The sequence below is a fragment of the Corallococcus sp. NCSPR001 genome (genome assembly GCF_017309135.1).
Taxonomy (GTDB): Bacteria; Myxococcota; Myxococcia; order Myxococcales; family Myxococcaceae; genus Corallococcus.
The window spans coordinates 8,174,384-8,200,332 of sequence record NZ_JAFIMS010000002.1; the positions used below are offsets into that span (position 1 = coordinate 8,174,384).

General features: G+C 69.4%; 23 protein-coding genes. 18 read left to right on the forward strand and 5 right to left on the reverse strand.

Annotation, left to right across the window (positions count from 1 at the left end; translation table 11 throughout):
- Positions 1-63 precede the first annotated feature (63 nt).
- From JYJ93_RS34785 to JYJ93_RS34815, 7 genes are all read left to right on the forward strand, one after another.
- Positions 64-690, forward strand: a complete 627-nt coding sequence (locus JYJ93_RS34785) for a NapC/NirT family cytochrome c (protein WP_206798814.1) — start codon at positions 64-66, stop codon at positions 688-690.
- Positions 687-884 carry a hypothetical protein gene (locus JYJ93_RS34790; protein ID WP_120622768.1) on the forward strand — a complete coding sequence of 66 codons (198 nt, stop codon included), beginning with the start codon at positions 687-689 and terminating at the stop codon, positions 882-884. Before JYJ93_RS34785 ends, JYJ93_RS34790 begins: the two co-directional genes overlap by 4 nt.
- Positions 881-1,213, forward strand: coding sequence for a c(7)-type cytochrome triheme domain-containing protein (locus tag JYJ93_RS34795; protein WP_206798815.1), 333 nt, complete (start codon positions 881-883; stop codon positions 1,211-1,213). The genes JYJ93_RS34790 and JYJ93_RS34795 overlap by 4 nt, the downstream gene beginning before the upstream one ends.
- Positions 1,200-3,635: a hypothetical protein gene (locus JYJ93_RS34800; protein ID WP_206798816.1), complete on the forward strand. Its 2,436-nt coding sequence runs from the start codon at positions 1,200-1,202 to the stop codon at positions 3,633-3,635. The genes JYJ93_RS34795 and JYJ93_RS34800 overlap by 14 nt, the downstream gene beginning before the upstream one ends.
- The gene (locus tag JYJ93_RS34805) at positions 3,625-4,059 is read left to right on the forward strand and encodes a hypothetical protein (protein WP_206798817.1); all 435 of its coding nucleotides are present in this window, start codon (positions 3,625-3,627) and stop codon (positions 4,057-4,059) included. The genes JYJ93_RS34800 and JYJ93_RS34805 overlap by 11 nt, the downstream gene beginning before the upstream one ends.
- A gap of 26 nt (positions 4,060-4,085) precedes the next feature.
- Positions 4,086-6,416 (forward strand): Ig-like domain-containing protein, encoded by a 2,331-nt coding sequence (locus JYJ93_RS34810; protein ID WP_206798818.1) that lies wholly within the window; start codon positions 4,086-4,088, stop codon positions 6,414-6,416.
- Positions 6,417-6,492: 76 nt separating this feature from the next.
- Entirely contained in the window at positions 6,493-8,244 is a 1,752-nt protein-coding gene (locus JYJ93_RS34815; RefSeq protein ID WP_242544042.1) for a S28 family serine protease, read from the forward strand.
- A gap of 60 nt (positions 8,245-8,304) precedes the next feature.
- On the opposite strand, the gene JYJ93_RS34820 is transcribed toward JYJ93_RS34815, so the two are convergent.
- From JYJ93_RS34820 to JYJ93_RS34830, 3 genes are all read right to left on the reverse strand, one after another.
- Complete coding sequence (locus tag JYJ93_RS34820) at positions 8,305-8,925, reverse strand: glutathione S-transferase (RefSeq protein WP_206798819.1); 621 nt, start codon at positions 8,923-8,925, stop codon at positions 8,305-8,307.
- 101 nt (positions 8,926-9,026) lie between these two features.
- On the reverse strand, positions 9,027-10,742 hold the full coding sequence (locus JYJ93_RS34825; protein ID WP_206798820.1) for a lamin tail domain-containing protein: 1,716 nt from the start codon (positions 10,740-10,742) through the stop codon (positions 9,027-9,029).
- Positions 10,743-10,920: 178 nt separating this feature from the next.
- Positions 10,921-11,394, reverse strand: coding sequence for a VTT domain-containing protein (locus JYJ93_RS34830; RefSeq protein WP_206798821.1), 474 nt, complete (start codon positions 11,392-11,394; stop codon positions 10,921-10,923).
- Between the two features lie 191 nt (positions 11,395-11,585).
- Here JYJ93_RS34830 and JYJ93_RS34835 point away from each other — a divergent pair, with 191 nt between their 5' ends.
- From JYJ93_RS34835 to JYJ93_RS34875, 9 genes are all read left to right on the forward strand, one after another.
- The gene (locus JYJ93_RS34835; RefSeq protein WP_206798822.1) at positions 11,586-11,888 is read left to right on the forward strand and encodes a hypothetical protein; all 303 of its coding nucleotides are present in this window, start codon (positions 11,586-11,588) and stop codon (positions 11,886-11,888) included.
- A gap of 161 nt (positions 11,889-12,049) precedes the next feature.
- Positions 12,050-13,366 carry a putative sensor domain DACNV-containing protein gene (locus JYJ93_RS34840; protein WP_206798823.1) on the forward strand — a complete coding sequence of 439 codons (1,317 nt, stop codon included), beginning with the start codon at positions 12,050-12,052 and terminating at the stop codon, positions 13,364-13,366.
- A gap of 7 nt (positions 13,367-13,373) precedes the next feature.
- A complete protein-coding gene (locus JYJ93_RS34845; protein ID WP_206798824.1) occupies positions 13,374-14,705 on the forward strand; it encodes an AHH domain-containing protein in 1,332 nt (443 codons plus the stop codon).
- An 11-nt stretch (positions 14,706-14,716) separates the two neighbouring features.
- Entirely contained in the window at positions 14,717-15,292 is a 576-nt protein-coding gene (locus tag JYJ93_RS34850; RefSeq protein WP_206798825.1) for a DUF1629 domain-containing protein, read from the forward strand.
- 69 nt (positions 15,293-15,361) lie between these two features.
- Complete coding sequence (locus JYJ93_RS34855) at positions 15,362-16,753, forward strand: PLP-dependent aminotransferase family protein (RefSeq protein ID WP_206798826.1); 1,392 nt, start codon at positions 15,362-15,364, stop codon at positions 16,751-16,753.
- A 34-nt stretch (positions 16,754-16,787) separates the two neighbouring features.
- The gene (locus JYJ93_RS34860; protein ID WP_206798827.1) at positions 16,788-19,016 is read left to right on the forward strand and encodes a DPP IV N-terminal domain-containing protein; all 2,229 of its coding nucleotides are present in this window, start codon (positions 16,788-16,790) and stop codon (positions 19,014-19,016) included.
- The gene (locus JYJ93_RS34865) at positions 19,016-20,353 is read left to right on the forward strand and encodes an AHH domain-containing protein (RefSeq protein ID WP_206798828.1); all 1,338 of its coding nucleotides are present in this window, start codon (positions 19,016-19,018) and stop codon (positions 20,351-20,353) included. Before JYJ93_RS34860 ends, JYJ93_RS34865 begins: the two co-directional genes overlap by 1 nt.
- Positions 20,354-20,363: 10 nt before the next feature.
- The gene (locus tag JYJ93_RS34870; RefSeq protein WP_206798829.1) at positions 20,364-20,933 is read left to right on the forward strand and encodes a DUF1629 domain-containing protein; all 570 of its coding nucleotides are present in this window, start codon (positions 20,364-20,366) and stop codon (positions 20,931-20,933) included.
- 58 nt (positions 20,934-20,991) lie between these two features.
- Positions 20,992-21,417 (forward strand): TfoX/Sxy family protein, encoded by a 426-nt coding sequence (locus JYJ93_RS34875; RefSeq protein ID WP_206798830.1) that lies wholly within the window; start codon positions 20,992-20,994, stop codon positions 21,415-21,417.
- Here JYJ93_RS34875 and JYJ93_RS34880 read toward each other — a convergent pair.
- Positions 21,404-23,047: an AMP-binding protein gene (locus tag JYJ93_RS34880; RefSeq protein ID WP_206798831.1), complete on the reverse strand. Its 1,644-nt coding sequence runs from the start codon at positions 23,045-23,047 to the stop codon at positions 21,404-21,406. The genes JYJ93_RS34875 and JYJ93_RS34880 overlap by 14 nt on opposite strands.
- 39 nt (positions 23,048-23,086) lie before the next feature.
- Positions 23,087-23,935, reverse strand: coding sequence for a DNA-formamidopyrimidine glycosylase family protein (locus JYJ93_RS34885; RefSeq protein WP_206798832.1), 849 nt, complete (start codon positions 23,933-23,935; stop codon positions 23,087-23,089).
- A gap of 184 nt (positions 23,936-24,119) precedes the next feature.
- Between JYJ93_RS34885 and epsC the strand changes: the two genes are divergently transcribed.
- Together epsC and cysK are read left to right on the forward strand one after the other, a co-directional pair.
- Positions 24,120-24,965 (forward strand): serine O-acetyltransferase EpsC, encoded by an 846-nt coding sequence (gene epsC, locus JYJ93_RS34890; RefSeq protein WP_206798833.1) that lies wholly within the window; start codon positions 24,120-24,122, stop codon positions 24,963-24,965.
- A 43-nt stretch (positions 24,966-25,008) separates the two neighbouring features.
- Entirely contained in the window at positions 25,009-25,929 is a 921-nt protein-coding gene (cysK, locus tag JYJ93_RS34895; protein WP_206798834.1) for a cysteine synthase A, read from the forward strand.
- Positions 25,930-25,949 lie beyond the last annotated feature (20 nt).

Below are 25,949 nucleotides of genomic sequence, written 5' to 3' on the forward strand. Positions count from 1 at the left end.
GCCCTCCGGGTCCCCCAGCGCTCCTGAATCACCTCACTGCACGGTTGTCACGACCCAGGCTCCATGGAGGCTCCACTGCCCACGCTCATGATTGTGATTGTCAGCGCGGTGGCCGTGCTGGTGGCGATGATTGCCCATGCCGCGGGCCATCTCACCGCGAATCGGCTGGGACGCCTGGTGCTGCTCGGAGGACTGGCCCTGCTGCCGCTGGCCGTCAGCGGCGCGGGGGTCGCGGTGGGCGTGCGCGAATCCAGCCAGACCCCGTTCTGCATGGGCTGCCACGAGATGGAGCGCTACGGGCAGAGCCTGTTCGTGGACAACCCCAACGCCATGGCCGCGGTCCACTACCAGAAGCGGCTCATCAACCGCGACTCCACCTGCTTCTCCTGCCACACGGACTACGCGCTCTTCGGGGACGCGAAGGCCAAGCTCAACGGCCTGCGGCACGTCTGGGTCCACTACTTCGGGACCATCCCCCCGGAGCCCCGGCTCTATCAGCCGTATCCCAATGACAACTGCCTCCACTGCCACAACGATGCGCGCGGCTACCTGGAGGCCGGGCCGCACCGCGAGCTCCAGGCGGAGCTCCAGAGCGGCGCCCGCTCGTGCCTGAGCTGTCATGACCTCGCGCACGACCTGGAGGGCGTGAAGGCCCAGAACTTCTGGCTGCCGGAGCGACCGCGTCCATGAGCCACGACAAACGCATCCGGGTGGCGGCCCTCTTCGTCCTGGCCGGGCTGCTCATCCAGCTGTTTGCCTACCTCCATTGGACGCCCCTGACCTTCGTCATCTCCACCGCCGTGGGCGTGCCCGGGGTCCTGCTGGGAGTCCTGCTCTACGGCGTCACGGTCTGGAAGATCTTGAAGGAGCAGAAGGCCCTATGAAGCGGCGCTCCGCTCGCGATGGACGGTGGCGGGTGGGGCTCGTCGCCCTCCTCTTGTTTACGACGCCCATCTTCGCCGTGAACACGCCGCAGGACGTCCGGCTGCCTCCGCTCAAGGAGCGCACCGCGCCCGCTCCGGCGCTGTTCTCCCATTGGGGGCATGGCTCCATGTACTGCTACAGCTGCCACCCCGGCACGTTCCCGCAGGCCCGGCTGGGCTTCACGCATCAGGACATGCGGGAGGGCCGCTCCTGCGGGCGCTGCCATGACGGACGGACCGCCACGGACTGGCGCTCCATGAACTGCGAGGCGTGCCATGCGCGTCGCTGACCCGGGCACCTGGGCGCTGTTCGCCTGCGCGCTGGTGCTGTCCGTCCCGGGCCCCGCGCGGGCACAGTCGCAGGAGGAGAAGCGGCGGCAGCTCCAGGAGCGGCTGGGAATCAAGCCGCCCCCCGCGCAGGCAACGCCGGACGCGGGCGTCCCCGCCCCGGGAACGCCGTCCCCCGCGGAGGCCACCAGGAGTCACGCCGCGCCCACCGCGCGGACGCCTGCGGGTGTGAACCGGCCCCGCGTGCCGGGCTTCGCGGAGGACATCCGGCCCCTCCTGGAGAAGGAGTGCGGGTCCTGCCACGGTCCGGACGGAATGGCGTCCCGGTCCCGCTGGGTGCTCCGGGGCGAGCCGGCGGACTACGAGGCCACCCTGCGCTTCGTGCAGCCCGCCACCGCCGCCCAGAGCCCGCTGCTCAAGAAGGGCACCGGCACCACGCTCCACGGAGGCAAGAAGGTCTTCGCGGTGGAGTCGGCGCAGTACGCGACGATCCTGCGGTGGATTGAAGGAGGCGCCCCGCCCGGCAAGTCACGCGGGGTCTCCACCTCCGCGCCGGCCATCTCCGCCGGCCCTGGCGCGCCACGTCCCTCCCACGACGGCGCGCCCGCGTCTCACGGCGCAACTCCAGCGCCCGGCACGACCACGCCTCCTGGCGCCAATCCCGTGACCGGCGCGGCAGTGTCTCCCGGCGCCACTCCAGTGCCCGGCGCGTCCGCATCACCCAGCGCCAATCCGGTGACCAGCGCGGCCTCGCTTCCTGGCATCACTCCAGCGCCCGGCGTGTCCACATCACCCGGCGTCACTCCAGTGCCCGGCACGTCCACATCGCCCGGCGCCACTCCGGTGACCGGCGCGTCCGCATCTCCCGGCGCCACTCCGGTGACCGGCACGTCCACATCGCCCGGCGCCACTCCGGTGACCGGCGCATCCGCATCTCCCGGCGCTACTCCAGGGCCCGGCGCGTCCGCGAGCGCCGGCCCGACTTCCGAGGACGCCTCGGCCGCGCCGCGCTTCGCTCCCCAGGTGCACGAGGCGCTGCTGGCGGATTGCTCCAGCTGCCATGCCTCGGACGGGATGGCTGGCGCCAGCCGCTACGTGACGCACGCGGATCCGGAGCAGCACCTGCGTTCGGTGAAGCCCCTGGTCGTCCCCGGATCCGCCGACACCAGCCTCCTCTACCAGCGCGCGAAGGGCGACGCGCACCCGGGCGGCGCGGTGTGGGAACCCGGCAGCACACAGCTGGCGCTCCTGGCCCGGTGGATTGACGCAGGCGCGACGGGAGTCCCCTCACCCACCGCCGTGGTCACCGCTCCGCCCGCGCCCACCGCTCCCGGGCCCGCCGTGGGGCCCACGGCACCGCCGTCCACTCCCGCGAATCCACACGGTCCAGCGGGCCCTCACGGCGGCGTGTCACTGGGGACGTTTCCGGTCCTCGGATCGCTGAGCCTGAACGGCCGCTTCGACCTCAACTACGAGCGCGTCAGCTACAACGACCACCCCTTCAAGTCGGAGGGAGAGAGCGCGCTGCGCAGCTACCACCACTTCCTCTTCCTGACGCGGCAGTCCGCCGAGGACCCGGTGACCCTCACCCTGGAGGTCCTGTCGCTCCAGTTCTGGGAGGTGGGCTACCGGGTGAGCGGGACCACCTGGCCGGTGAAGGTGTTCGCCAAGGGCGGCAAGGTGCTGGTGCCCTTCGGCGGGGATCCGCTCTTCCATCACAGCTACGGAGGCCTCGCGGGCTTCGACCAGCGGGTGCTTCCGGTGGTGTTCGCCCGGGAGGGGCTGACGGTGAACGTGGAGCGCCGTCTGGGCCCCATCGCCCTCTCCGGCGACGCCTACGTCATCGCCGGCTACCGGCTGAAGCGCGCCGACGCGGTGCTCAATCTCCAGTCGGACCTGGCGCCGCTGGAGGACACCCGCCTGGGCGTCGGGGCGAGGCTTGGCGGCGCATGGGGCCCCATCAACGTGTGGTACTCGCCCTACTTCAATTCGCTGGGATTCGGGCGCCGCCTGTTCCTCCAGGCGCTGGACGTGGCGGTGTGGCGTCCGCGCGGGCTTCCGGTGCTGGAGCACTTCTCGCTGGGCGCCGGGCTGCTGCGCGCGGATGTCTCCGGAGGAGAGGCGGAGGGCTACGGCGGGCCGGGCGCGGACTACTACCACTTCGCCAGCTACCTCCAGCTGCGCTACCACCCCACGGACTGGCTCTACGTCCAGTACCGCCAGGGGCTGCGCACCTTCGGAAACCGGCGAGGCCTCATCCTGGACTCGAACGCGCTCACCCGGGAGGACGCCTCCAGCCACAACGTGGGCGTGGTCGCACGGTGGCGGGGCTTGAGCGCCGGCCTCTTCCAGTTCTGGAACCTGGAGAAGACAGACGAGACGCCGGACGACTTCACCCGGCTGGTGGTGGCGTATGAGTTCTGACTCCCGCATCCAGACACGGGCCGCCGTCCTCACCGCGATGTTCGCGCTGACCGTTGGCTGCGCGGACTTCGAGCGAGGCCCCGTCGCCGCCGACGCCGGCGCGACTCCCAGCGATGGCGGTGGCGAAGGGGACGGAGGAAGCACCGTGTCGTTCACGAGCGACGTCCACCCGCTCCTCACCACCGGCTGCCAGAGCTGCCATCGCGAAGGGGGCGCCGCGGGCAGCACCTCCTTCCTGCTCACGGGCGACGCCGACGCGGACTACGCGGCGGTCATCTCCCTCACGGACACCTCCAACCCTTCCGCCAGCCGGCTGCTGCGCAAGGCCTCCGGCGCGGGCCACGGCGGCGGTGCCGTCTATGGAGCGGACACCCCGGAGTACCAGACCCTCCTGGCGTGGATCTCCGGAGGCGCTCAACCATGACGCACCTTCTCCCCGAGGCGGCCCCCATGCGACGACCCCTCCTGCTCCTGGCCGGACCGCTGCTCCTGGCCTGCGCGCTGAGCGCCTGCGCCAAACTGGAGACACCCCACCCGGAGGTCCTCACCGACGGACCGCATTCGGTGCTCGTGGGCCAGACCATCCAGCTCACCGCCACCACGCGCGAGGCCACCGACGACGGCTACCGCTGGGAGAGCGCGGACCCGGCCATCGCGACCGTGGACGGCTCCGGGCAGGTGACGGGCGTGGGCGCGGGAGAGACCGCCATCAAGGTCACCGGCACGAGCTCCAGGCTCGAAGCGCGCCATGTGGTGGTGGTGATGAGCGGCCTCGCGGGCGACGCCGGTGTCGACCCCGCCCAGGTGCCCTACTACCTCGCCTGGTCAGGCTCTCCGCACGCGGACACCACCGCCGAGGCCTTCTCCCACTGGAACGAGGACGGCCTCGTCCCCGCCACCTGCGCGCGGTGCCACAGCTCGGAGGGCTACATCGACTTCCTGGGCGGTGACGGCTCCGCCCCTGGCAGGGTGGACGCCCCCGCGCCGACGGGTTCGGTGGTCCGCTGCGAGACGTGCCACGACAGCGCCGCCGCGAGCCTGACCTCGGTCACCTTCCCCTCGGGCAAGCAGGTCACCGGCCTGGGCCCGGAGGCGCGGTGCGTGGTGTGTCACCAGGGGCGCGCCGCGGGCAGGGACCTCGACGCGCAGGTCGCGGACGCGGGCGTGGTGGGCGAGGACACCGCCTCGCCGACCCTGGGCTTCACCAACATCCATTACTACCCCGCGGGCGCGACGCTCTTCGCCGGTCAGGCCGCGGGCGGCTACCAGTACGCGGACCAGGTCTACGACTCGCGCTTCCGTCACGTGCCTGCCTTCGACAAGTGCAACGAGTGTCACGACCCGCACACCACGCGCGTCCGCTGGGAGGCCTGCGCCACCTGCCACCCTGGCGTGACCGACGTCACGAAGGCCTGGGACATCCGGCAGATCGCCTCGCGCAACCAGGACTACGACGGGGACAACAACCGCGCCGAGGGCATCTACTACGAGCTCCAGGGGCTGAGTGACCGGCTGCTCGCCGCCATCCAGCGGTACGGCGCGGAGCGGTCCCAGCCCCTCTGCTACGGCAACACCCACCCGTACTGGTTCCGCGACACCAATGGGGACGGGACCTGCGCCCAAGGCGAAACCACTCCGGCCAACACGTTCGCCAGCTGGACCCCTCGCCTGCAGAAGGCGGCGTACAACTACCAGCTGTCACGGGTGGACCCGGGCGCGTTCGCGCACAACGCGAAGTACATCATCCAGTTGCTGCATGACTCCATCCAGTCGTTGAACACGGCGCTGAGCGTGCCCTTCGACACGTCGCTGCTGGTGCGCAATGATCCGGGCCACTTCAACGGCGCGAGCAAGGCGGCGCGAAACTGGGATTCGAGCGAGACCGTCCAGGCCAGCTGCTCGCGCTGCCACAGCGGCGCGCAGGGCTACCGCTTCTTCGTCCAGTACGGGGTCGGGCAACTGGTGCCGGAGACCGCCAACGGCCTGGAGTGCTCCACCTGCCACGAGAACTTCGAACCGGACTACGACGTCTTCGTCCCCACCCAGACGTGGCTGCCGGACGGCAAGACGGTGAACCTGCCGGGCCAGGACAACCTCTGCGCCAACTGCCACATCGGCCGCGCGTCCAAGGCCACCATCGATACGGCGCTGGGCGCGGGGGGCACGCCGCGCTTCCAGAACGTGCACTACCTGCCGGCCGCGGGGACGCGCGAAGGAACGTTGGCGAGGATCGGCTACGAGTACCCCAACAAGACCTACGCGGGCCGGCTCACGCACATGGGCGGGGTGCAGTGCACGAGCTGCCATGTCCCGGGCAAGAGCAACCACACCTTCCGCATCAAGGACGTGTGGAACGAGCGCTGTGAGACATGCCACGCGGACCAGAGCGCGGCGGAGCAGATCCGGCTCGTCCACGTGTCGGACTACGACGGCGACGGGAACACGGCGGAGTCCCTGGAGGCGGAGGTGGAGGGCATGGCCGCGCGCCTGCTGACCGCCATGCGCGGAGTGACGAGCAACGGCCTCTGCTACAACGGCGACGTCAATCCGTACTTCTTCAAGGACACGGACAAGAACGGGACCTGCGGCGCCACCGAGTCCGTCTCCGCCAACGCGTTCGCGCCGTTCACACCGGCGCTCGTGAAGGCCGCCCACAACTACCAGCTGAGCAAGAAGGACCCGGGCGCCTGGGCGCACAACTTCAACTACGTCGGGCAGCTGCTCTACGACAGCGTGGAGGACCTCACGGGGGCGGCCCCCTTGAACATGCTCCGGCCTTGAGGCTGGAATCCGCGCGTGAGCACCGTTGCTCGCCGGGACAAACCCGGCGAGTGCGGTCGCCGAGGAACGCGGACCCATGAAGCCCCTCCTGTTCTCCCAGTCCTCCATGCCGGCGCGTCTGGCCGCTTGGGTTTCGCTCGTCCCCCTGCTCATGCTGCTGGGAGGACCGGTCGCCTGTGGTGATGACGGGCCGGACGACCCGCGCCCCGACAGCGGCACCCAGACCGTGGATGGCGGCTCGGACGCGGGCACCAACACCGATGCGGGCACCGAGGCCGATGCAGGCTCCGATGCTGGCGCCGACGCGGGTACGGACGCCGATGCAGGCACGGAGGCCGATGCAGGCACAGACGCGGACGCGGGTACGGACGCCGATGCGGGCACGGACGCTGATGCGGGCACCGACTCCGATGCGGGCACGGACGGTGGCGTGGTGGCGTGCACTCCGAGCGGCTGGGTCGACACGCCCCCGGCCCTGAGCATCCTCCAGAACACGTCGTTGGACATCCGGACCCGGCTGGAGGCCATCCCGGGCCTCACCGTGGACCAGGACCGGACCGGCGGCAGTGTCCCCGCGGGCTACCGGCACTTCGTCCTGCGCTACAACCAGCCGGCGGACCACGCCCACCCGGAGTGCCAGCGCTTCGAGCAGCGCCTGACGCTGATGCACAAGGGGGACACCAGCCCGATGGTGCTCTCCACCAGCGGATACAACGTCTCCACCGGTACCAGCCGCTCGGAGCCCGCGCAGCTCCTGGCCGCCAACCAGGTCGCGGTGGAGCACCGCTTCTTCCCGCCGAGCATCCCGTCCCCCGCGGACTGGAGCCAGCTCACCATCCGGCAATCCGCGGATGACTTCCACCGCATCACCCAGGCGCTCAAGCCCATCTACACCGGCAAGTGGGTGTCCACCGGCGGCAGCAAGGGCGGCGAGACGGTGGTGTTCTTCCGCCGCTTCCATCCGGACGACGTGGACGCCACCGTGGCGTACGTGGCGCCCATCGCGAAGCGAAACGACGAGCGCTTCGTGACGTTCCAGGACACCGTGGGCGGCGACGCGCAGCGGGCCTGCCGCGAGCGGCTATGGGCCTTCCAGCGCGAGGTGCTCTCGCGCCGCGACAAGATGCTCCCCCTCGTGGACGCCTACGCGGCGAGGTTCAACCTGACGTATTCCCAGTTGGGCCGGGAGCTGACGCTGGAGCACGCCGCCATCGAGACCTACTTCGCCTTCTGGCAGTACGACTCCGCGGCGAACTGCACTCGGAACATCCCCACCGCCACTGCCACGGACCAGGAGCTGTTCGACGCGATGGACTCCGAGGTGGGCATCGACTCGTTCTCGGACCAGGGCATCACCCCGTATGCCGCCTACTACTACCAGGCTGCGGCGGAGCTGGGCTGGCCCCAGCCCTATGAGAAGCACCTGGGCGCGCTCATCCACTTCCCGGACACCGACACCGGCGAGGTGTACTCGCCCCCCGGCATCCCGTTCGTGTTCCGTCCCGAGGCCATGCCGGACATCCAGGACTGGGTGTCCTCGCAGGGACAGCGCCTGATGTTCATCTACGGCAGCTACGACCCGTGGACCGCGGCGGCCTACGTGCTGGGCAACTCGCAGGACTCCTACCTGTACACGGTGGAAGGCGGGAACCACAACGCGCGCATCAGCCAGCTCCCGGCGCCCCAGCAGGCGGAGGCGAAGGCCACGCTCAACCGCTGGATGGGCATCTCGCCGCTGAAGCGCGCCCCGAAGTTCGTGCCGTCGGAGGAGCCGCCCGCCTTCGGCCCCCACGTGCCGCCCCGTCTGCGCGAGGCGTCGCCGAACTAGTCCGACAGTCGGACAGGCTGCGGGCCGTCCCGGATGCACCGGGGCGGCCCGTCGTCTTTTTCAGCGGCCCATCTTGTACGGCCCGCCCCGCTCCAGGGCCCGCTGGTACGCGGGGCGCGCGTGGAGCCGGTCGAGGTAGGCCGTGAGGTTCGGCAGCTCCGCCAGCAGCCGGAACGACTTCGCGGCCTCCAGCACGAAGGAGAGCTGGACGTCCGCGCCCGTCAGCGCGTGGCCCACCAGGTACTCGCGGCCCTGCAGCGCCCCTTCCAGGTAGCCCAGGTGGCTCTTCAGCTCGGAGTCGATGCGCGGCTTGATGGGCGCCGCGGCGTCGCCCAGCCGCTTCACGTAGAGCAGTTGCACGATGGGCAGCATCGCGGAGCCCTCCGCGTAGTGCAGGAAGTGCGTGTACCGGTCCAGGTCCTCCGGCGCGGGCGAGAGCCGGCCCTGGCCGTACTTGCGGATCAGCGACTCGATGATGGCGCCGGACTCCGCCAGCACCCGGCCACCGTCCTCCACCAGCGGCGACTTGCCCAGCGGGTGGACGGCCTTGAGCTCCGGCGGGGCGAACCCCGTCTTCGGATCGCGCTCGTAGCGGACGACCTCGTAGTCCAGCCCCAGCTCCTCCAGGAGCCAGAGGATGCGCTGCGAGCGGGATTCAGAGAGGTGATGGACCTTCAGCATGATGGGAGGGCTCCTCGCGTCCGGAAGCAGGACGTTCCGGGGGCACACTCTCCCAGGTTGCTCCTCCGGACCCGCGTCGTCCGGAGGAGCGGTGTTCAGGATTAGAACGCGGTGCCGCTGGCGCGCTTGCCCGGAGAGCTGCTCAGGCTGGACACGCCCGTGTGCAGCACGAAGCCGGCCGTGGAGGACGCGTCCGGGCTGCGGTTGGCGGACACGCCGTCCGTGCCCGCGAGCGACGAGGCGAACGTGGCCGTGTCCACCACGGTGCCGGCGCTGTTCTTCACCGTGACGGTGTCACCGCTGTTGCCCAGGACCAGCGAGCCCGTGGACGCGGCCACCGCGCCCGGCGTGCCAGAGGGGATGCCGGACGCGCCGCCGAACACCACCACTGCCTTGCCCGCCGCCACCGTGGTGCCGCTGGCGAAGGTGTGGCGCACGGCCGTGCCGTCCGACACCGTCCAGCCGCTCAGGTCCACCGCCGCCGTGCCGCTGTTGACCAGCTCCACGAACTCGCCGTTCACGTCCGAGCCCGGCTCATTGATGAGCACCTCGTTGATGAACACGTTGCCCGTGCCGCCGGTGCCGCCCGTGGTGATGGTGAAGGCCGCGTTGGACAGGTCGGTGACGGTGGCGTTGCTCGCGTCGCTCACCCGCACCCACGCGTTGGTGGTGGCGCTGGAGGGCACCGTCCACGCCACGCTGCCTCCGGACGCGCTCGTGCTGGACGTGAGGGTCGTCCAGGTGGAGCCGTTCAGCGAGTACTCCACCTTCACGTTGGAGACGCCGGAGGAGCTCCAGGTGATGGTGCGCGCCGAGCCGGCCGTCCAGCTCTCACCGCCGTTGGGCGACAGCACCGTCACGGTGGAGGCCGTCGTGCCGTCCCCCGGGATGAGGAAGTCCTTGATGACGCCCATGTGCTGCATGCCGGACGCGCCGCTGTCACCCGACAGCGCCGGGGAGATGTCGGACAGGGGCGAGTACACGCGCGTGTCCACCACCAGGCCGTTGGCGAAGGTGCTGGAGCCCATCACCACCGACGTCTGGTAGGCGCGCAGGTCGTTGTCCACCAGCACGTGGTCGTACGGCGAGTTGCGGCCCGCGTTGGTGTTGGTGTTGCCGTTCTTGTCCGCCGGGTACGGCGACGCCGTGGACACCACGCTGGAGAAGGTGCTGAAGGTCGCCTCGCTGCGGCTGCCGGTGTTGAAGTCACCGCCAATCACCAGGTAGTCGCTGGCGGGCACGTTGGCGTTGATGAACTTCACCAGGTTGGACGCCTCCGTGTTGCGGACGCTGGAGCTGGTCGTCAGCAGGTGCACGCTGATGGCCCACAGGTCCTTGGGGCCCGGGATGTCGATGCGCGCCCACGCGAAGTCGCGGTTGGACACCTGCGTGTCGTCCCACTCACCGGAGGCGATGATGGGGTAGCGGCTGATGATGCCGTTCGGAATCTGCGCGCCGGACTCGCGGTAGTAGGAGAAGCCCGTGCCGAAGGCCGTGTCCACGAAGCTGCGGATGTCCGCCGCGGAGTCCGTCCTGTAGTTGAACTCCTGAATCATCACGACGTCCGCGTCCGTGCCCTGGAAGATGCGGATGCCGTGGCCCGGGTCGTAGTCCTGCCCGTTGCCGCTGCTCAGGTTGGCCGCCATCAGGCGCAGCCGCACGTTCGCCAGCGAGTCCTCGCGCGCGACGAACTCCGGCGCCGTCTCCTCCGCGTCCACCGAACCAGCGCACGCGCTGAGCGCCGCGCACACCAGCGTGAAGGACCACGTACGCCAGGAGGCGGCAGGCCGCCGGAAGAGGTCTTGTTTCAGGCTCACGATGTTTCATCCTGCTCCCGGCAAACCCGGGAGCCGTAGAGGTTCATGGACGTCACGGCAGCGCCGCGGACGCAGTATTCCGCGTACACGACGCCACCGCCGTTTATCCGTCACATTCCTCGAAACGTTGCGCGAGCGGCGCATCCCCCCCGCCAGGGACGCGCAATGTTACACATTGTTACATCGCGGCCGTGGTGGACAGCGCGACGAAGGCGTAGCGAATCCCCTTCCCCAGGGTGACGAAGACGACGAAGGGCAAGGGGCGCACGCCCACGAAGCCGCCCGCGAGCACGAACGCATCTCCCAGGATGGGCAGCCACGACATCAGCAGGGCGGGAGCCCCCCAGGTGCGCAGGTTCGCCTCCACGCGCGCCATGCGCGGGCCTTCCTTCTCCCGGCGGCGCGCCACCCAGCGGCCCACGGCCCCGCCTCCGCCGCGCGACACCCACTGGCCCAGGATGTAGAGCGTCAGCGCGCCCAGCACGTTGCCCACGGTGGCGACGACGGTGGCCATCAGCGGCGGCGTGCCGTTGTAGATGAGGGCGGCGAGCATCGCCTCGGAGGGCACCGGCACCACGGAGCCCGCCAGCATGGCGACGAAGAACATCCCGGGAAGGCCCCAGGTGGACAGGGTGGAAGGCTCGGCGGGCATGGGAGGCCTGGGGCCATACACCCGCACGGGGCGTTCGTCTTGTGCGGCGTCAGCGCTCCCTTGCCCGCCATCCTGGCCCCCGGGGCCAGAGGCTGTCCGGCGACGCGCCCCCCCTGGGGCAGGGGTTGTAGGCGCGGGTGGGGGTCACCATCGTCCCCGCCATGCGACGCTCGACGCACGAACGCTCAGGCATGCGGTCCATCGACACGGAGGACGAGCGCATCGCCTCCCTGCTGGTGGCGGAGCCCCCGGCGCTGCACTTCGAGGGCTCCCGGAACCTGGTGGTGCGGCTGCGCGACGGGCGCACCTTCGTCCTCACCGTGCTCACCCTGGAGGCGCTGGAGGCACGGTTGGGCGGCGCACCGTCCTACGTGGCGACCGGCATCGTCCTGGTGCGGCGGCTGTCGGACGGCGCCCTGCTCCACGCGGTGCGCTCCGCGCTGGACCAGGGGCTGGAGCGGTTCGGCACGCTCCAGCCGCCCATCGAGGAGTGAAGCTCATCACGCCCTCCACGAGGAAGAAGTCCGCGCGCAGGCCGGGCGGGTCGTGACGTCGGTGCTACAGGCCGGGCGCACGGTGGGAACCCAACGCCGCATCGCGGCGCGCGTGCGACTTCCACCGGGAAGCACGGCGCCGTGATTATGCTGCCCGCCCGATGGATGAACCCGGCCTGCAATATCCCGGAGAAGCCCTGCGCGGGTGGCTCCGGCAGTTCGCCAAGACGCCGCTCGCCGAGCCGACGCTGAAGCTGCTGGTCGTGCTGGCGGACACGGTGTTCTTCGCGAGCCTGGGCCGCGAGGAGGGCGAGGCCACGCGCGTGCGCATCGCCTACCACGCGCAGGGGTTGCAGGGCCTGCAGGCGGTGCGAGAGACGGTCTACATCGGCGGACAGAAGGGCAAACGTCAGGCGTGGGAGACGCTGCCCCTGGAGGCCAAGTCGAGCATCACCGACTTCAGCGTGGAGGCGCTGGTGAAGCTGGCGCCCGCGGCGAACCTGCCGCGCACGGCCGTGGTGGTGGGGCCGCGCGAGGGCAAGCTGCGCATCCAGGGACTGGCGCGCCGGGTGGAGTACACGGAGTTCCACGCCGAGGGAGAAGAGGACGTCTTCATCCTCCACGCGCCGGAGCCGGGCCACCTGGTGGTGAGCACGCAGGGGCGCGAAGTGTTTCGCTACGAGCAGGGCGCGCCGGTGCCACCGGGCCGGCGCGTGGCGCTGCACGACCTGCTCTTCCACGAGGACAGCGCGGTGCGCGCGGCGCTGATGGAGATGTGCTCCACGCTGGTGGAGTCCCTGCCCAAGGTGCAGCCGCTGATGGGCGGCAACCGCGAGTGGTACGTGTCCAACGCGGTGCAGGGACTCATCCGGAGGATGGCGGGCCTGCATCACGGAGGGCTCATCGCGTTTCTGCCCAAGCAGCACGACGTGGAGCGCTTCCGGGCGCGAGGCAAGTACGTCCTGCCGCCGGAGCAGGGCTCGCTCTTGCGTCAGCGCTTGCAGCGCTTCGTGCAGGCGCGGGCGGACCTCATCAACGGCGCCTGGCGGGCGGAGGCCGGCAAGGCGGCGGAGGAGGAAGAGGATCCGGAGTTGAAGAAGGCCGCCGCCGAGCACGACGACAAGGCGACGGAGAGCGACTTCCAGGCGCTGGTGGAGAGCATCGGGCAGTTCACGGCGGTGGACAACGCGCTGGTGCTGGGGCCGGAGCTGGAGGTGCTCTGCGCGGGGTATCAGATCGCGCTCCCGCGCAGCGGCCCGCCGCAGGTCTTCGAGGCGCGCACGCTCCAGGGGCGTCCCGGCCCGCACTACCCCATCCATCAGCACGGCTCGCGCCACCGCGCCGCGGCCGTCTTCGCCAACCAGCACTCCGGAGCCATCGTGTTCGTGGCCTCCCAGGACGGCCCGCTCCGCTGCCTGCACCGGCCGCCGGGCAAGAAGAAGGTGCTGCTCTGGAGCCTCCTGCTGACGGAGGACTGAGGCCGGAATGAAGCGGCTGGGTTGGGTGCTGTTGTTGGGACTGCTTCTGTCAGGCTGCGCGACGACACGGGTCGTGCGCCTGGACGTCGATGGCGACGACAGCGTTGTCGTCACGCCCCGGGAGGAGGAAGACGCGTCCCCCTCCGAGGCCCGGCTGGAGGAGGACGAGTTCAAGGCGGCGGTGAAGACGCTCGCCAGGGACGTGCGGCCCTTCGCTCATCCGTTGCGGCAAGCCCGCGAGCTGTTCGGCCTGCCGGAGCGCAGCGGCCTCTTCGGCTTCCGGGAGCGGACCCGGCAAATCATCCCACTGGGTGAGGAAGAGGCACGGGAGCTGCGGCTTCTCGACACGTCCGACGACCTGACGCGCGGCTACCGGCAATGGTGCGGCAAGAAGCGCCAGCAGCCGGGAGACTGCCTGCGCTTGCTGGAGGAAGGCCCCTTGCTGGGCAGCGACGGCCGCTATGCGCTGGCGATGGCCATCGCGATGGACTCCGTCTGGAACGAGACGGCCGAAGCCCTGGCGGGCATGGCGAGTCCCCAGGCCGTCATGGCCACGATGACCTCCGCCGTGACGATGTACCTGCTGCTGTGGGCCATGCCGGAGCCTGTGTCCAAGGGACTGGCCGCGCTTATCACCGCCACGGCGATTGCGTACCTGGGCGTGGACACCGTGTGGACCCTCCTCGACGGCTGGGTGACGCTGGTGCGCCACGTGGACGGGGCCACCACCTTCCTCCAGGTGCGCGAAGCGGGCGAAGCCTACGGAGCGGTGATGGGAAGGAACGCCGCGCGCGTCTTCGTGATGCTGGCCACGGCGGCGATTGGCAACACGGCAGGCCTGGCGATGAAGGCGCCTACCCTGCCCGGCTCCGCGCAAGCGGCGGTCGCGGTGGAGACGCAGGCGGGCCTGCAGTTCGTGGCCCTCGGAGGCGTGCGCTCGGTGGCCATGACGGCCGACGGTTTCACCATCGCGCTGGCGCCCAACGCGGTGGCGATGTCATCGCGCTCCGGCAAGCCCCAGCGCCACCACCTCGCCACCATCCGCAATGAGAAGTCCTCAAGAAATGGAGGCCCATGGACTCCGCTCTTCCGGCGCATCTTCAAGCGGGCTGGGATGGAGCTGAAGGACCCGGAAAACATCGTCGAAGTCCCAGGCCACCGAGGCCCCCATCCCGCCGAGTACCATCAACTCGTCTATGACAGGTTGAGGCAGGTGACCTCCGAATGTCGGAGCGTAGAGGCATGCCGCGAAGCTCTGACTGATGCCCTCAAGATTCTTGGCGAGCAGGCTAGAACTCATGGCACGGAGCTCAATCGACTGCTGACTCGGGGCCGCTGACCCACACGACCATGACCGCCCGTTACTTCAGATTGTCAGAAGACGTCTACGCGCCGGGGCGCTGGTATCTGGGTGATCCCGTGGATGACAAGTCCATGGAGGTCGAGAACCCATGGATGTTCAGCGCCGGGAAGCCCGTCCAGGCCCCTGGCTCCCTCCGGTTTCCCATCGACGAGCCCGGACGGCCGTTGGACTACTCCGAAGCAGGCATCGGCAGTACGCCCATCCTCCACGTGAAGCTGGCCACCGTGTTCGCGGAGCTTGCGCCGGATGACGTCCAACTGCTCGCAGTGGACATCCCTGGCCATCCCGAACAGTTCAACATGCTCGTCGCCACCCGATTGATCCGCTGCATCGACGACAAGGCGTCCCGAGAAGTGGAGTACTGGGACCCCATCAAGCACAAGCAGCCCGAGAAGGCAGGCCAGTACTACTCCGTCGCGGGAATGCGCATCGACACGTCGAAGGTAGGCCAAGCCAAGGTCTTCCGAACGTGGGGCTGGTCCATGGCTCTGATCGTTTCCGAGGACCTCAAGACGGCCCTGGAGCGCACCGGCGCTACCGGCATGCGGTTCACGGAAGTGTAGAGCCTCCCCCAGTGGAAGCCCGCCAGGGCACTGTTACAAGCCCCATATTGTCATGGTACAATCTGAACCATGTCCCGCTCCAACTGGAAGCCACGCCTGAAGCGCTCCGAGGGCCCTCTGTATGGCGCGCTCGTTGATGCGCTCACGGCGGACATCAGCGCGGGGAAGCTTCGCGCCGGGGATCGGCTGCCCACGCACCGGGAACTCGCGAGCACTCTGGGGACATCTCTGGGGACGGTGACCCGTGCCTACGCCGAAGCGGAGCGGCGGGGACTCATCTGGAGCCAGGTGGGCAACGGAACATTCGTGCGGAACCTCCGGGACGGAGCCCGATACACGCCCCAGCTCGACCGGACACGCATCGACCTGGGGCCCACGGCGGTGCCCATCGTCCCTGGCGATATGGGACACCTCGCGTTCGCCGCCGCGCTCCGGCGGCTCAGTGAACGCGCGGACCTGGGCGCGCTCAGTGGCTATCAGGCCCATGCGGGCACGGAGGCCCAGCGGGCGGCGGGGTCCCGCTGGTTGGAGCTCGCGGGCGTTCCTGCCACGCACGAGAACGTCGTCGTGAGCAACGGGGCCCAGCACGCGACCCTGATGGTGTTGTCCCTGCTCGCGAACCCGGACGGCCTGCTGGTGGAGGACGTCACCTATCCTGGGGTCCTCGCCGCCGCGGAGTGGCTCCGGCTGCCCACGCATCCGGTGGCGCTCGACGCGGAGGGGCTCGTGCCCGAAGCGCTCGCGGAGGCCTGCCGGAGGAGCAAGGCACGGGTGCTCTACTGCACACCCACGAACCACAACCCGACCACGGTCGTCATGCCCTTGAAGCGGCGGCAGGCACTGGTGGAGGTCTGCCGGAAGTTCGACGTCACCATCATCGAGAACGGCGCGCTGGCCCCGCTCGTGGCGAAAGCGCCCGCGCCCCTGGCCGCGCTGGCGCCCGAGCGGACCTATCACCTGGGCAGCCTGTCCAAGGCGGTGCTCCCCGCGCTGCGCGTCGGCTACATCCGGACGCCGGTCCCGTCGTCGCAGACCCTGGAGCACGCGGCAGCTGCGACGGTCTGGTCGGGGTCTCCCCTGCTGATGGAACTGGCTACGCAGTGGGTGATGGATGGGACCGCCGAGTCCCTGCGCGATGCGAGGCGCGCCGAAGCCACGGCCCGGCAGACCCTGGCGGCGAAGGTGCTGAAGGGCCACCCCTATGTCTCGCACCCCAGCGCGTACTTCCTGTGGATGCCCATCCCCGAGCAGCGCCGCGCCACGGAGCTGGTGGAAGCCGCCGCCGAGCGCGACGTGCTGCTCGGCCCGGCGCACCTGTTCGCGGCCCGTCCGGGCCAGGCACCCAACGCGCTGCGGGTGTCGCTGGGCGCGGCTGGCTCCCGCGAGGAGCTGGAGCGGGGATTGAAGACGCTGGCCGAGCTGCTCGGCGCCACGTCCCCGGCACCGCGCCGCCTGGCCTGACGTTTCCCTTCACTTCGTTCCCAAGAGAGTGCCCATGACGCCTTCCCTGCCCCACCGTGGTGGACGCCTGTCGCGTGCGTGCCTCGCGCTCCTGTTCGCGGGACTCGCCATCCCCTGGCGAGCGGTGGGAGCGGAAGCCGGGGACGCCCTCCAGGCGCGGCTCGACTTCTCGGAGGCGTCGCTGCGCTGGCCGGACCGCATCCGGGACACCCTGACGCCGCCCCGGTGGCTGCCGGAAGGAGACCGGTTCGTGTACTGGTCCCGGGTGGAGCCCTACCGGGACACGTGGGTCCTGGTGGATGCACATAAGCGCACCCAGCAGCCCCTGCTGGATTCGGAGTCGCTGCGGTCCCAGCTCACGGAGCGGTTCGGCAAGCCAATGACGTTGCCCGCCGTCATGCCCTTCACGCTCACCACCGATGCGAAGGGCATCGTCTTCACCGTCCAGGGCCGGGCCTTTTCCTTGGGCCTCACCGACAAGCGGCTCGTGGCGCTCGAGCCCACGCATCCGGCCGCACTGTCGCTCGTGCCTGGCAACAGCCTGTCGCCGGACGGGAGGACGGTCGCGGTGCAGCGGGACACGGGCTTCGCCGTGATGGACGCCAAGGGCGCGACACGGATGGAGCGCACCGGCACGGAGGATTCGCCCTGGCGGCTGCCCGAAGGGGCCTGGTCTCCCCAGGGCCGGTTCCTCGCGGTCTGGCGCGACGACATGCGGGGCATGCACCGGCTCCCGCTGGTCGACTACAGCACCCCGCTGGAGAAGGTGACGTGGGTGCCCTACTCGAAGACGGGCACGCCCCTGATGCGCTCGGAGCTGCACTTCGTCTCGGTGGAGACGGGGCAGGTGACGCCCGCGCCCGGTGACGCGGCAGAGCGCTACGACTGGTTCGCGGGCTGGCGTCCGGACGGCAGTGAAGCGCTGGTGCTCCAGTTGTCGCGGGACGGCAAGCGGCTGGACCTGGTGGCGGTGGATCCGCTGACGGGCAAGCGCCGCCGTGTGCTGCGGGAGGAGCGCAAGGAGACCTTCGTCGCGGCGCTGGAGTTCTCGGTGGGGGGCTGGTCCCAGCAGGTGAAGCCGCTGCCGGACAACCAGCACTTCCTCTGGATGTCCGAGCGTGATGGCTGGCGTCACGTCTACCTGTATGACTATTCCGGCAAGCTCGTGCGCCAGCTCACCCGGGGCGCGTTCCCGGTCCACGCGGTGGTGGGCGTCACGCCGAAGTCGGACGCCTTCTTCGTCACCGCCTCCGCCGAGCCTGGGGCGCCCTATGACCGGTCGGTGTACCGGGCACGAATCGAGGGCGGAGCGCTGAAGCGGCTGACGCCCGGGCCTGGGCTCCACCGTCCCTGGCTGTCCCCCTCCACGGCCTACTTCGCGGATGGGCACTCCACCCGGGAGCAGCCGAGGGTCTGGGAGGTGGTGTCCACGGAGGGGCGCCCCTCCTTCCGCTACGCGAAGTCAGACACGAGCGCCCTGGCGGAGCTGCACTACACGCCGCCGGAAGGCATCACGGTCAAGGCCTCGGATGGCGTCACACCCCTGTACGGCGCGCTGTACAAGCCGTGGGACTTCAATCCGAAGAAGCGCTACGCGGTCATCGACGTCATCTACGCGGGACCGTTCACGACGGTGGTGCCCTGGAGCTACGTGGGCCCGTATGAATCGATCATCGCGCATTCGCTGGCGCAGCTCGGGTTCATCGTGATGGTGCTGGACGCGAGGGGCACGCCAGGGCGGAGCAAGGCCTTCCAGGACGTGAACTACGGCCGCGTGGGCCAGACGGAGATTCCCGACCACGTCGAGGCGCTGAAGCAGGCGGCAGCCAGCCGGCCCTACATGGACCTGGAGCGGGTGGGCATCCACGGCCACTCCTGGGGTGGCTACTTCGCGCTGCGAGGCATGCTGACGGCGCCGACGTTCTTCAAGGCAGGCTACGCGGGAGCACCGGGAGCCCTGACGGAAGAGGCCATCATCAACGAGCCGAACATGGGCCTGCTGTCAGAGAACCCAGAGGGCTACGCGGCGGGCTCCAACGAAGCCCTGGCGGACAAGCTCCAGGGAGCGCTCAAGCTGATGCACGGGACAAGCGACGTGAACGCATCGCTGTCCACGACGATGAGGATGGTCCAGGCGCTGGTGAGCGCGAACAAGCACTTCGACCTGCTGATCATGCCCGGAGAAGGCCACGGCCCCGAAGGCAGGTACTACCGGGACGACGTGCGCCGGTTCTTCCTGCGGGAGCTGGGAGAACCCCGGTGATGAAGCGGCTCGGTTATGCGCTGCTGTTGACGTTGTTGGCCTCCGGCTGCGCGACGACGCGGGTCGTGCGCCTGGAACCGGACGACGGCGAGCGGGTCGTCGTCACGCCCCGGGAGGAGGAAGACGCATCTCCCGCCGAGGCCCGGCTGGAGGAGGACGAGTTCAAGGCGGCGGTGAAGACGCTCGCCAGGGACGTGCGTCCCTTCGCCCATCCCCTGAGACAAGCCCGCGAGCTGTTCGGCCTGCCGGAGCGCAGCGGCCTCTTCGGCTTCCGGGAACGGACCCGGCAAATCATCCCACTGGGCGAGGAGGAGGCGCGCGAGCTGCGGCTTCTGGATGCGTCCGACGACCTGACGCGCGGCTACCAGCAGTGGTGCGGCAAGAAGCGCCAGCAGCCGGGAGACTGCCTGCGCTTGTTGGAGGAAGTCCCCTTGCTGGGCAGCGACGGCCGCTACGCACTAGCGATGGCCATCGCGATGGACTCCGTCTGGAACGAGACGGCCGAAGCCCTGGAGGGCATGGCGAGCCCCCAGGCCGTCATGGCCACGATGACCTCCGCCGTGACGATGTACCTGCTGCTGTGGGCCATGCCGGAGCCTGTGTCCAAGGGACTGGCCGCGCTCATCACCGCCACGGCGATTGCGTACCTGGGCGTGGACACCGTGTGGACCCTCCTCGACGGCTGGGTGACGCTGGTGCGCCACGTGGACGGGGCCACCACCTTCATCCAGGTGCGCGAAGCGGGCGAAGCCTACGGAGCGGTGATGGGAAGGAACGCCGCGCGCGTCTTCGTGATGCTGGCCACGGCGGCGATTGGCAACACGGCAGGGCTCGCGATGAAGGCGCCCACCCTGCCCGGCTCCGCGCAGGCAGCGGTCGCGGTGGAGACGCAGGCGGGCCTCCAGTTCATCTCCCTCGGAGGCGTGCGCTCCGTCGCCATGGCGGCCGACGGTTTCACCATCGCGCTGGCGCCCAACGCAGTGGCCATGTCATCGCGGCCCGGCAAGCCCCAGCGTCATCACCTGGCCACCATCCGCAATGAAAAGTCCGCGAGGAATGGCGGACCGTGGACTCCTCAATTCCGACGGCTCTTCAAGCGAGCTGGCATGGAACTGAACGACCCGGAGAACATCGTCGAAGTCCCGGGCCACAGGGGACCGCATCCCAGGGCGTATCATGAGCAGGTCTTGCAGGAATTACGTGCTGCCATGGAAACCTGCCGGACCGTCGTGCAATGCCGCGAAACCTTGACGAATGCACTCCGAGTACTCGCCAAGGAAGCCTCCACTCAGGGGACCCCGCTCAATCAACTCCTGACCTCCCGGAAGGGGCGTTAGAAACACCTCCATGGCTCCCCGATTCTTCGAACTCACCGAGGACGTTCAAGAAGGCATCTGGGTACTCGAGGTCCCCTGGAATGAGCTACGCCAGGAGGAGGAAGACCCCTGGATGTTCACGAAGGGGAGTCGCGTCCATGTGGAAGGACACCTGACCGTTCCCATCGGGGAGTCTGGCCGTCCCCATGACTTCTGCCGGATTCCTTTTGGCCTGACGCCCATCGTTCACATCAAGCTCGCCAATGTGCTTCTGGAGCACGCGGCCGACGACGTGCAGTTCATCCCCGTCACCATCCCGAAGCACCCCGACCAGTACGCACTCCTCGTTGCCACGAAGCTCATTCGCTGCATCGACGAGAAGGCCTCCACAGCGGTTCGCCACTGGGAAGCCCAACATGGTCGTCCAGAAAAGATGGGGCAGTACCGCTCCGTCTACGGCATGCGCATCGACACGTCGAAGGTGGGGGACGCGAAGCTCTTCCGTCCCTGGGGCTGGAACGGCTCGCTCATCGTCTCCGAAGAGCTGAAGACGGCGCTGGAGCGCACCGGCGCCACCGGCATGTACTTCACGGAGGTGTAATGAGCCCGCCCGCCACGAACGCGGGCCGCTAGAGTCCACGGTCCGGAGGACTTCGCCCATGCCCCGCTCGGACAGCTTCATGGAGTACACGGTCGAACTGCTGAAGCCGCTCGGCCTCGTGCAGGCCCGCTCGATGTTCGGTGGCTGGGGGCTGTACTTCGGCGGCCGGATGTTCGGCCTCATCATCCAGGGCCAGCTCTACCTGAAGACGGACGAGGTCACCCGCCCCGACTTCGAGGCCGAGGGCTGCCGGCCCTTCATCTACCAGAGCCGGGGCAAGGAACAGCCCATGAGCTACTGGACCCCGCCCGCGGACGCAGAGGACGATGGCCGCCGGATGCTGCCCTGGGCCCGCCGCGCCGTGGACGCCGCCAACCGCGCCGCGATGAAGAAGGCCGCGAAGAAGAAGCCCGTGGCCAAGAAGAAGGCCCCTGCGGCCAAGAAGACACCTGCCGCGAAGAAGAAGCCCATCAAGCGGTCTTGATGCTGGCCACGTCACCGAGCCCCAACTCGGTGATGGAGAGCTCGCGCATGCGGAACTTCTGCACCTTGCCGGTGACGGTCATCGGGAAGTTATCCACGAACTTCCAGTGGCGGGGAATCTTGAACGTGGAGATGCGTCCGGTGCAGAAGGCCGTCAGCGTCTCCGGCGTCAGCGATGCACCGGACTTCAAGCGCACCCACGCCATCACCTCCTCGCCGTACTTCACGCTGGGCACGCCAATGACCTGCGCTTCGGAGATCTCCGGGTGCGTGTGGAGGAACTCCTCCACCTCGCGCGGGTACACGTTCTCACCGCCCCGGATGATCATGTCCTTGATGCGGCCGACAATCTTGACGTAGCCCTCCCCGTCCATGGTCGCCAGGTCACCGGTGTGCATCCACCCCGCCCGGTCGATGGCCGCCGCCGTGGCCTCCGCGTTGTTCCAGTACCCGAGCATCACGCTGTAGCCGCGCGTGCACAGCTCCCCCGGCTGCCCCAGCGGCACCACCGCGCCCGAGTCCGGATCCACCACCTTCACCTCCAGGTGCGGGTGCACGCGCCCCACCGTCGCCACGCGCTTCTCTAGCGTGTCGTCCAGCGGGTTCTGCGTGGACACCGGCGACGTCTCCGTCATGCCGTAGCAGATGGTGACCTCCTCCATGTGCATCCGCGACTGCACCTGCTTCATCACCTCCACCGGACACGGCGAGCCCGCCATGATGCCGGTGCGCAAGCTGCGCAGGTCGAACTCGCCGAAGCGCGGGTGGTCCAGCTCCGCGATGAACATCGTGGGCACGCCATAGAGCGACGTGCAGCGCTCGGCCTGCACCGTCTGGAGCACCGCCAGCGGGTCGAACGCCTCGCCCGGAATCACCATGGCCGAGCCGTGCGACGTGCAGGCCAGGTTGCCCATCACCATGCCGAAGCAGTGGTAGAACGGCACCGGGATGCACACGCGGTCCTCCGGCCCGTAGCGCAGCACCTCGCCCACGAAGAAGCCGTTGTTGAGCACGTTGTGGTGGGACAGCGTCGCGCCCTTCGGGAAGCCCGTGGTGCCGGACGTGTACTGGATGTTGATGGGGTCATCGAACTGGAGCGACGACTCCCGCGCCTCCAGCACGTCGTCGCCCACGTTGGCGCCGCCCTTCACCAGCCGGTCCCAGTCCGAGTCCAGCACCAGCGCCTCGCGCAGGCCCGCGCACCGGGGCCGCACCTCCGCCAGCATCCGCGTGTAGTCCGTCTGCCGGAAGCCCTTCGCCAGGAGCAGCACGCTCACCCCCGCCTGGTTGAGCGCGTACTCCAGCTCCGACGTGCGGTAGGCGGGGTTCAGGTTGACCAGGATGGCGCCCGTGCGCGCGAGCGCGTACTGCGACACGGTCCACTCGAAGCGGTTGGGAGACCAGAGCCCCACCCGGTCCCCCTTCTGGATGCCCAGCGCCAGCAGGCCCTTGGCCACCGCCGTGGTCGCGTCCCAGAACTGCCGCCAGGTGACGCGGTAGTTCTGCGAGGCAACCACCAGCGCCTCGCGGTCGCCGTACTTCTCGACGGTGCGGCGCAGGTTCTGACCGATGGTCTCTCCCAGCAGCGGGGTGGTGCTGGTGCCATGGGCATAGGACAGGGCGGTCGTCATGCCCTCATCGTCCCCAGGGTGGCCCCGGGTCGGCAAGCGTCAGCGGGGAGCAGGGCCTCCGGCTGTCCGCTCGTGTCCACGGCGCGGCCGTCGCATGCGGTCCACGCCCTGACACGCGGCGCAGAAGTAGAGCGTGCGCGCCGCCAGCACCTGCCCCGTCACCCTCCCTCCACAGCGAGGACACGGCAGGCCCGCGCGGCTGTACACGCAGAAGCGCTCCGCCCGCTTGCGCCCGGGTGAAGGCAGCGGCGGCGCACCGGGCGTGACGATGAGCCCGTCGCGAACGCCGTCCTGCAACAGCGCCCGCATCACGGCCCACAACCGGTCGAACGCGCCCCGCTCCAGCTCGCACGCGGGCATCAGCGGCGGCAATCCCGCGACGAACAGCGCCTCCGCACGCACGATGTTCCCCACGCCCGCGATGCGCCCCTGGTCCAGGAGCGCCTGCGCCAACGGCATGCGCCCCTTCGTCAGCCGCGCATACGCCCGGTCCGGTGACGCATCCATGCGCAGCGGATCCTCCCCCAGCCTCGCGCGCAGCGCGGCCTCCTCCTCCAACGACAGCAGCTCGCACGCGGACGGCCCCGACAGGTGCAGCGTCGCCCCGTCCGAAGCCAGCCGCAGCCGGCAGGCCGTGGAGGGCTCGGGCGCCTCCGCCCGGAAGTGACGGATGCGCCCGAAGAGCCCCAGGTGGATGTGCAGCCGCACGCCCCCCTCGAACGTGTGGAACAGGTGCTTGCCGTGCGCATCCACGTTCAGCAACGCCCGCCCGGACAGCCCATGGGCCACCTCGCCCCGGCCCTGGGGAGAGTCTGCCGTGAAACGCCGCCCCACCAGCCAGCGGCGGTGGACCCGGGCGACCCGGTGGATGCTGTGACCTTCTGGCATCCCCCTGGGTAATCCCCGCGCCCCACCAGCGCCGTGGCGCACCACGCCCCGGCCCCTGGACGACCGGGCATCCGCGACGTTTTCCCTCCGGAGGCATCCACGTCCAGACCCCGGCCGTTTGCGCGCCGGGACGCCGGAAACAAGGAAAACGCCGGCACGGCACGCTATCCTGACGCAACGCCCCATGGACGATCCAAACGCCCGATTGGTTGCCACCCTGCTGGAGGCGCGTCAGCGCCACTGCTTCCCCCCGGACGTGCGCAAGGCCGCGCCGGAGTTCGTCTCGCAGGTGCTGGGGTTGCTCTTCCCGCACTTCGCGGAGCGGCTGGAGTGCAACGCCGCCGCCGTGCGCCGGGACGTCACCGCGGTGGAGGCGAGCCTCCAGCGCATCCAGTCCCTGCTCGCGCCGCACTACCCCGTCACGGACGCGGGCATGTCCTCGCGCTTCATGGCGAAGCTGCCGGACCTCTACGAGTGGCTCCAGCAGGACGCGCGCGCCATCTTCGAAGCGGACCCCGCCGCGCGCAGCGTGGACGAAGTCGTGCTCACCTACCCGGGCTTCTACGCCATCGCTATCTACCGCGTGGCGAACGCGCTGCACCGGCTGAACTTCCCCCTGCTGCCGCGCCTGCTCACCGAGTACGCCCACCAGCGCACCGGCGTGGACATCCACCCGGGCGCCACCATTGGCCGCAGGTTCGTCATCGACCACGGCACGGGTCTGGTCATCGGCGAGACGACGGTGATTGGCGACAACGTGAAGCTCTACCAGGGCGTCACGCTGGGCGCGCTGATGGTGGAGAAGGCGCTGGCGGACAGGAAGCGCCACCCCACCATCGAGGACGACGTCGTGGTGTACGCGAACGCCACCATCCTCGGAGGCGGCACGGTGGTGGGCAAGGGCAGCATCATCGCCGGCAACGCGTGGCTCACGCAGAGCGTGCCCGCCCAGTCCGTCGTCACCCGCCGCAGCGAGGTGCGGGCGCGCCACGGCGAAGAGGGACTGGACGTCCTCGACTACCAGATTTGAGTCTTCCCCACGCAGTGCCCGTTCCCCATTCACAGGAGACGCCATGAAGGTCGACAACATCCTGCAGACCATTGGCAACACGCCGCACGTGCGCATCAACCGGCTGTACCCGTCGCGCGTGACGGTGCACCTGAAGCTGGAGCGCGCCAACCCGGGCGGCAGCATCAAGGACCGCATCGGCCTGGCGATGATTGAAGACGCGGAGAAGAAGGGCCTCCTCAAGGAGGGCAGCGTCATCATCGAGCCGACGAGCGGCAACACCGGCATCGGCCTGGCCATGGTGGCCGCGGTGAAGGGCTACAAGCTCATCCTGGTGATGCCGGAGTCCATGAGCATCGAGCGCCGCCGCGTGCTCGCCGCCTACGGCGCCCAGTTCGACCTGACGGAGCGCGCCAAGGGCATGAAGGGCGCCATCGCCCGCGCCCAGGAGCTCGTCGCCCAGACGCCCAACGCGTGGATGCCGCAGCAGTTCGAGAACGAGTCCAACATCGAGATCCACAAGCGCACCACCGCGCAGGAGATCCTCAACGACTTCCCGGACGGGCTGGACTACCTCATCACGGGCGTGGGCACCGGCGGCCACATCACCGCGTGCGCGGAGGTCCTCAAGGCGAAGTGGCCCAAGCTGAAGGTGTTCGCGGTGGAGCCGGTGAAGTCCCCCGTCATCAGCGGCGGCCAGCCGGGCCCGCACCCCATCCAGGGCATCGGCGCGGGCTTCATCCCGAAGAATCTGCACACGGACGCGATCGACGGCGCCATCCAGGTGGATGAGAAGGACGCCTTCGAGTTCGCCCGCCGCGCCGCGCGCGAGGAGGGCATCTTCGTGGGCGTGTCCTCCGGCGCCTCGCTGTCCGCGGTGAACCAGAAGCTGGCGGAGATGCCGGACGGCAGCCGCGTGCTCGCCTTCTGCTACGACACCGGCGAGCGCTACCTCTCCGTGGAGAACCTCTTCCCCGCGCAGTAGCCGCCGTCGTGCGCGCCGGT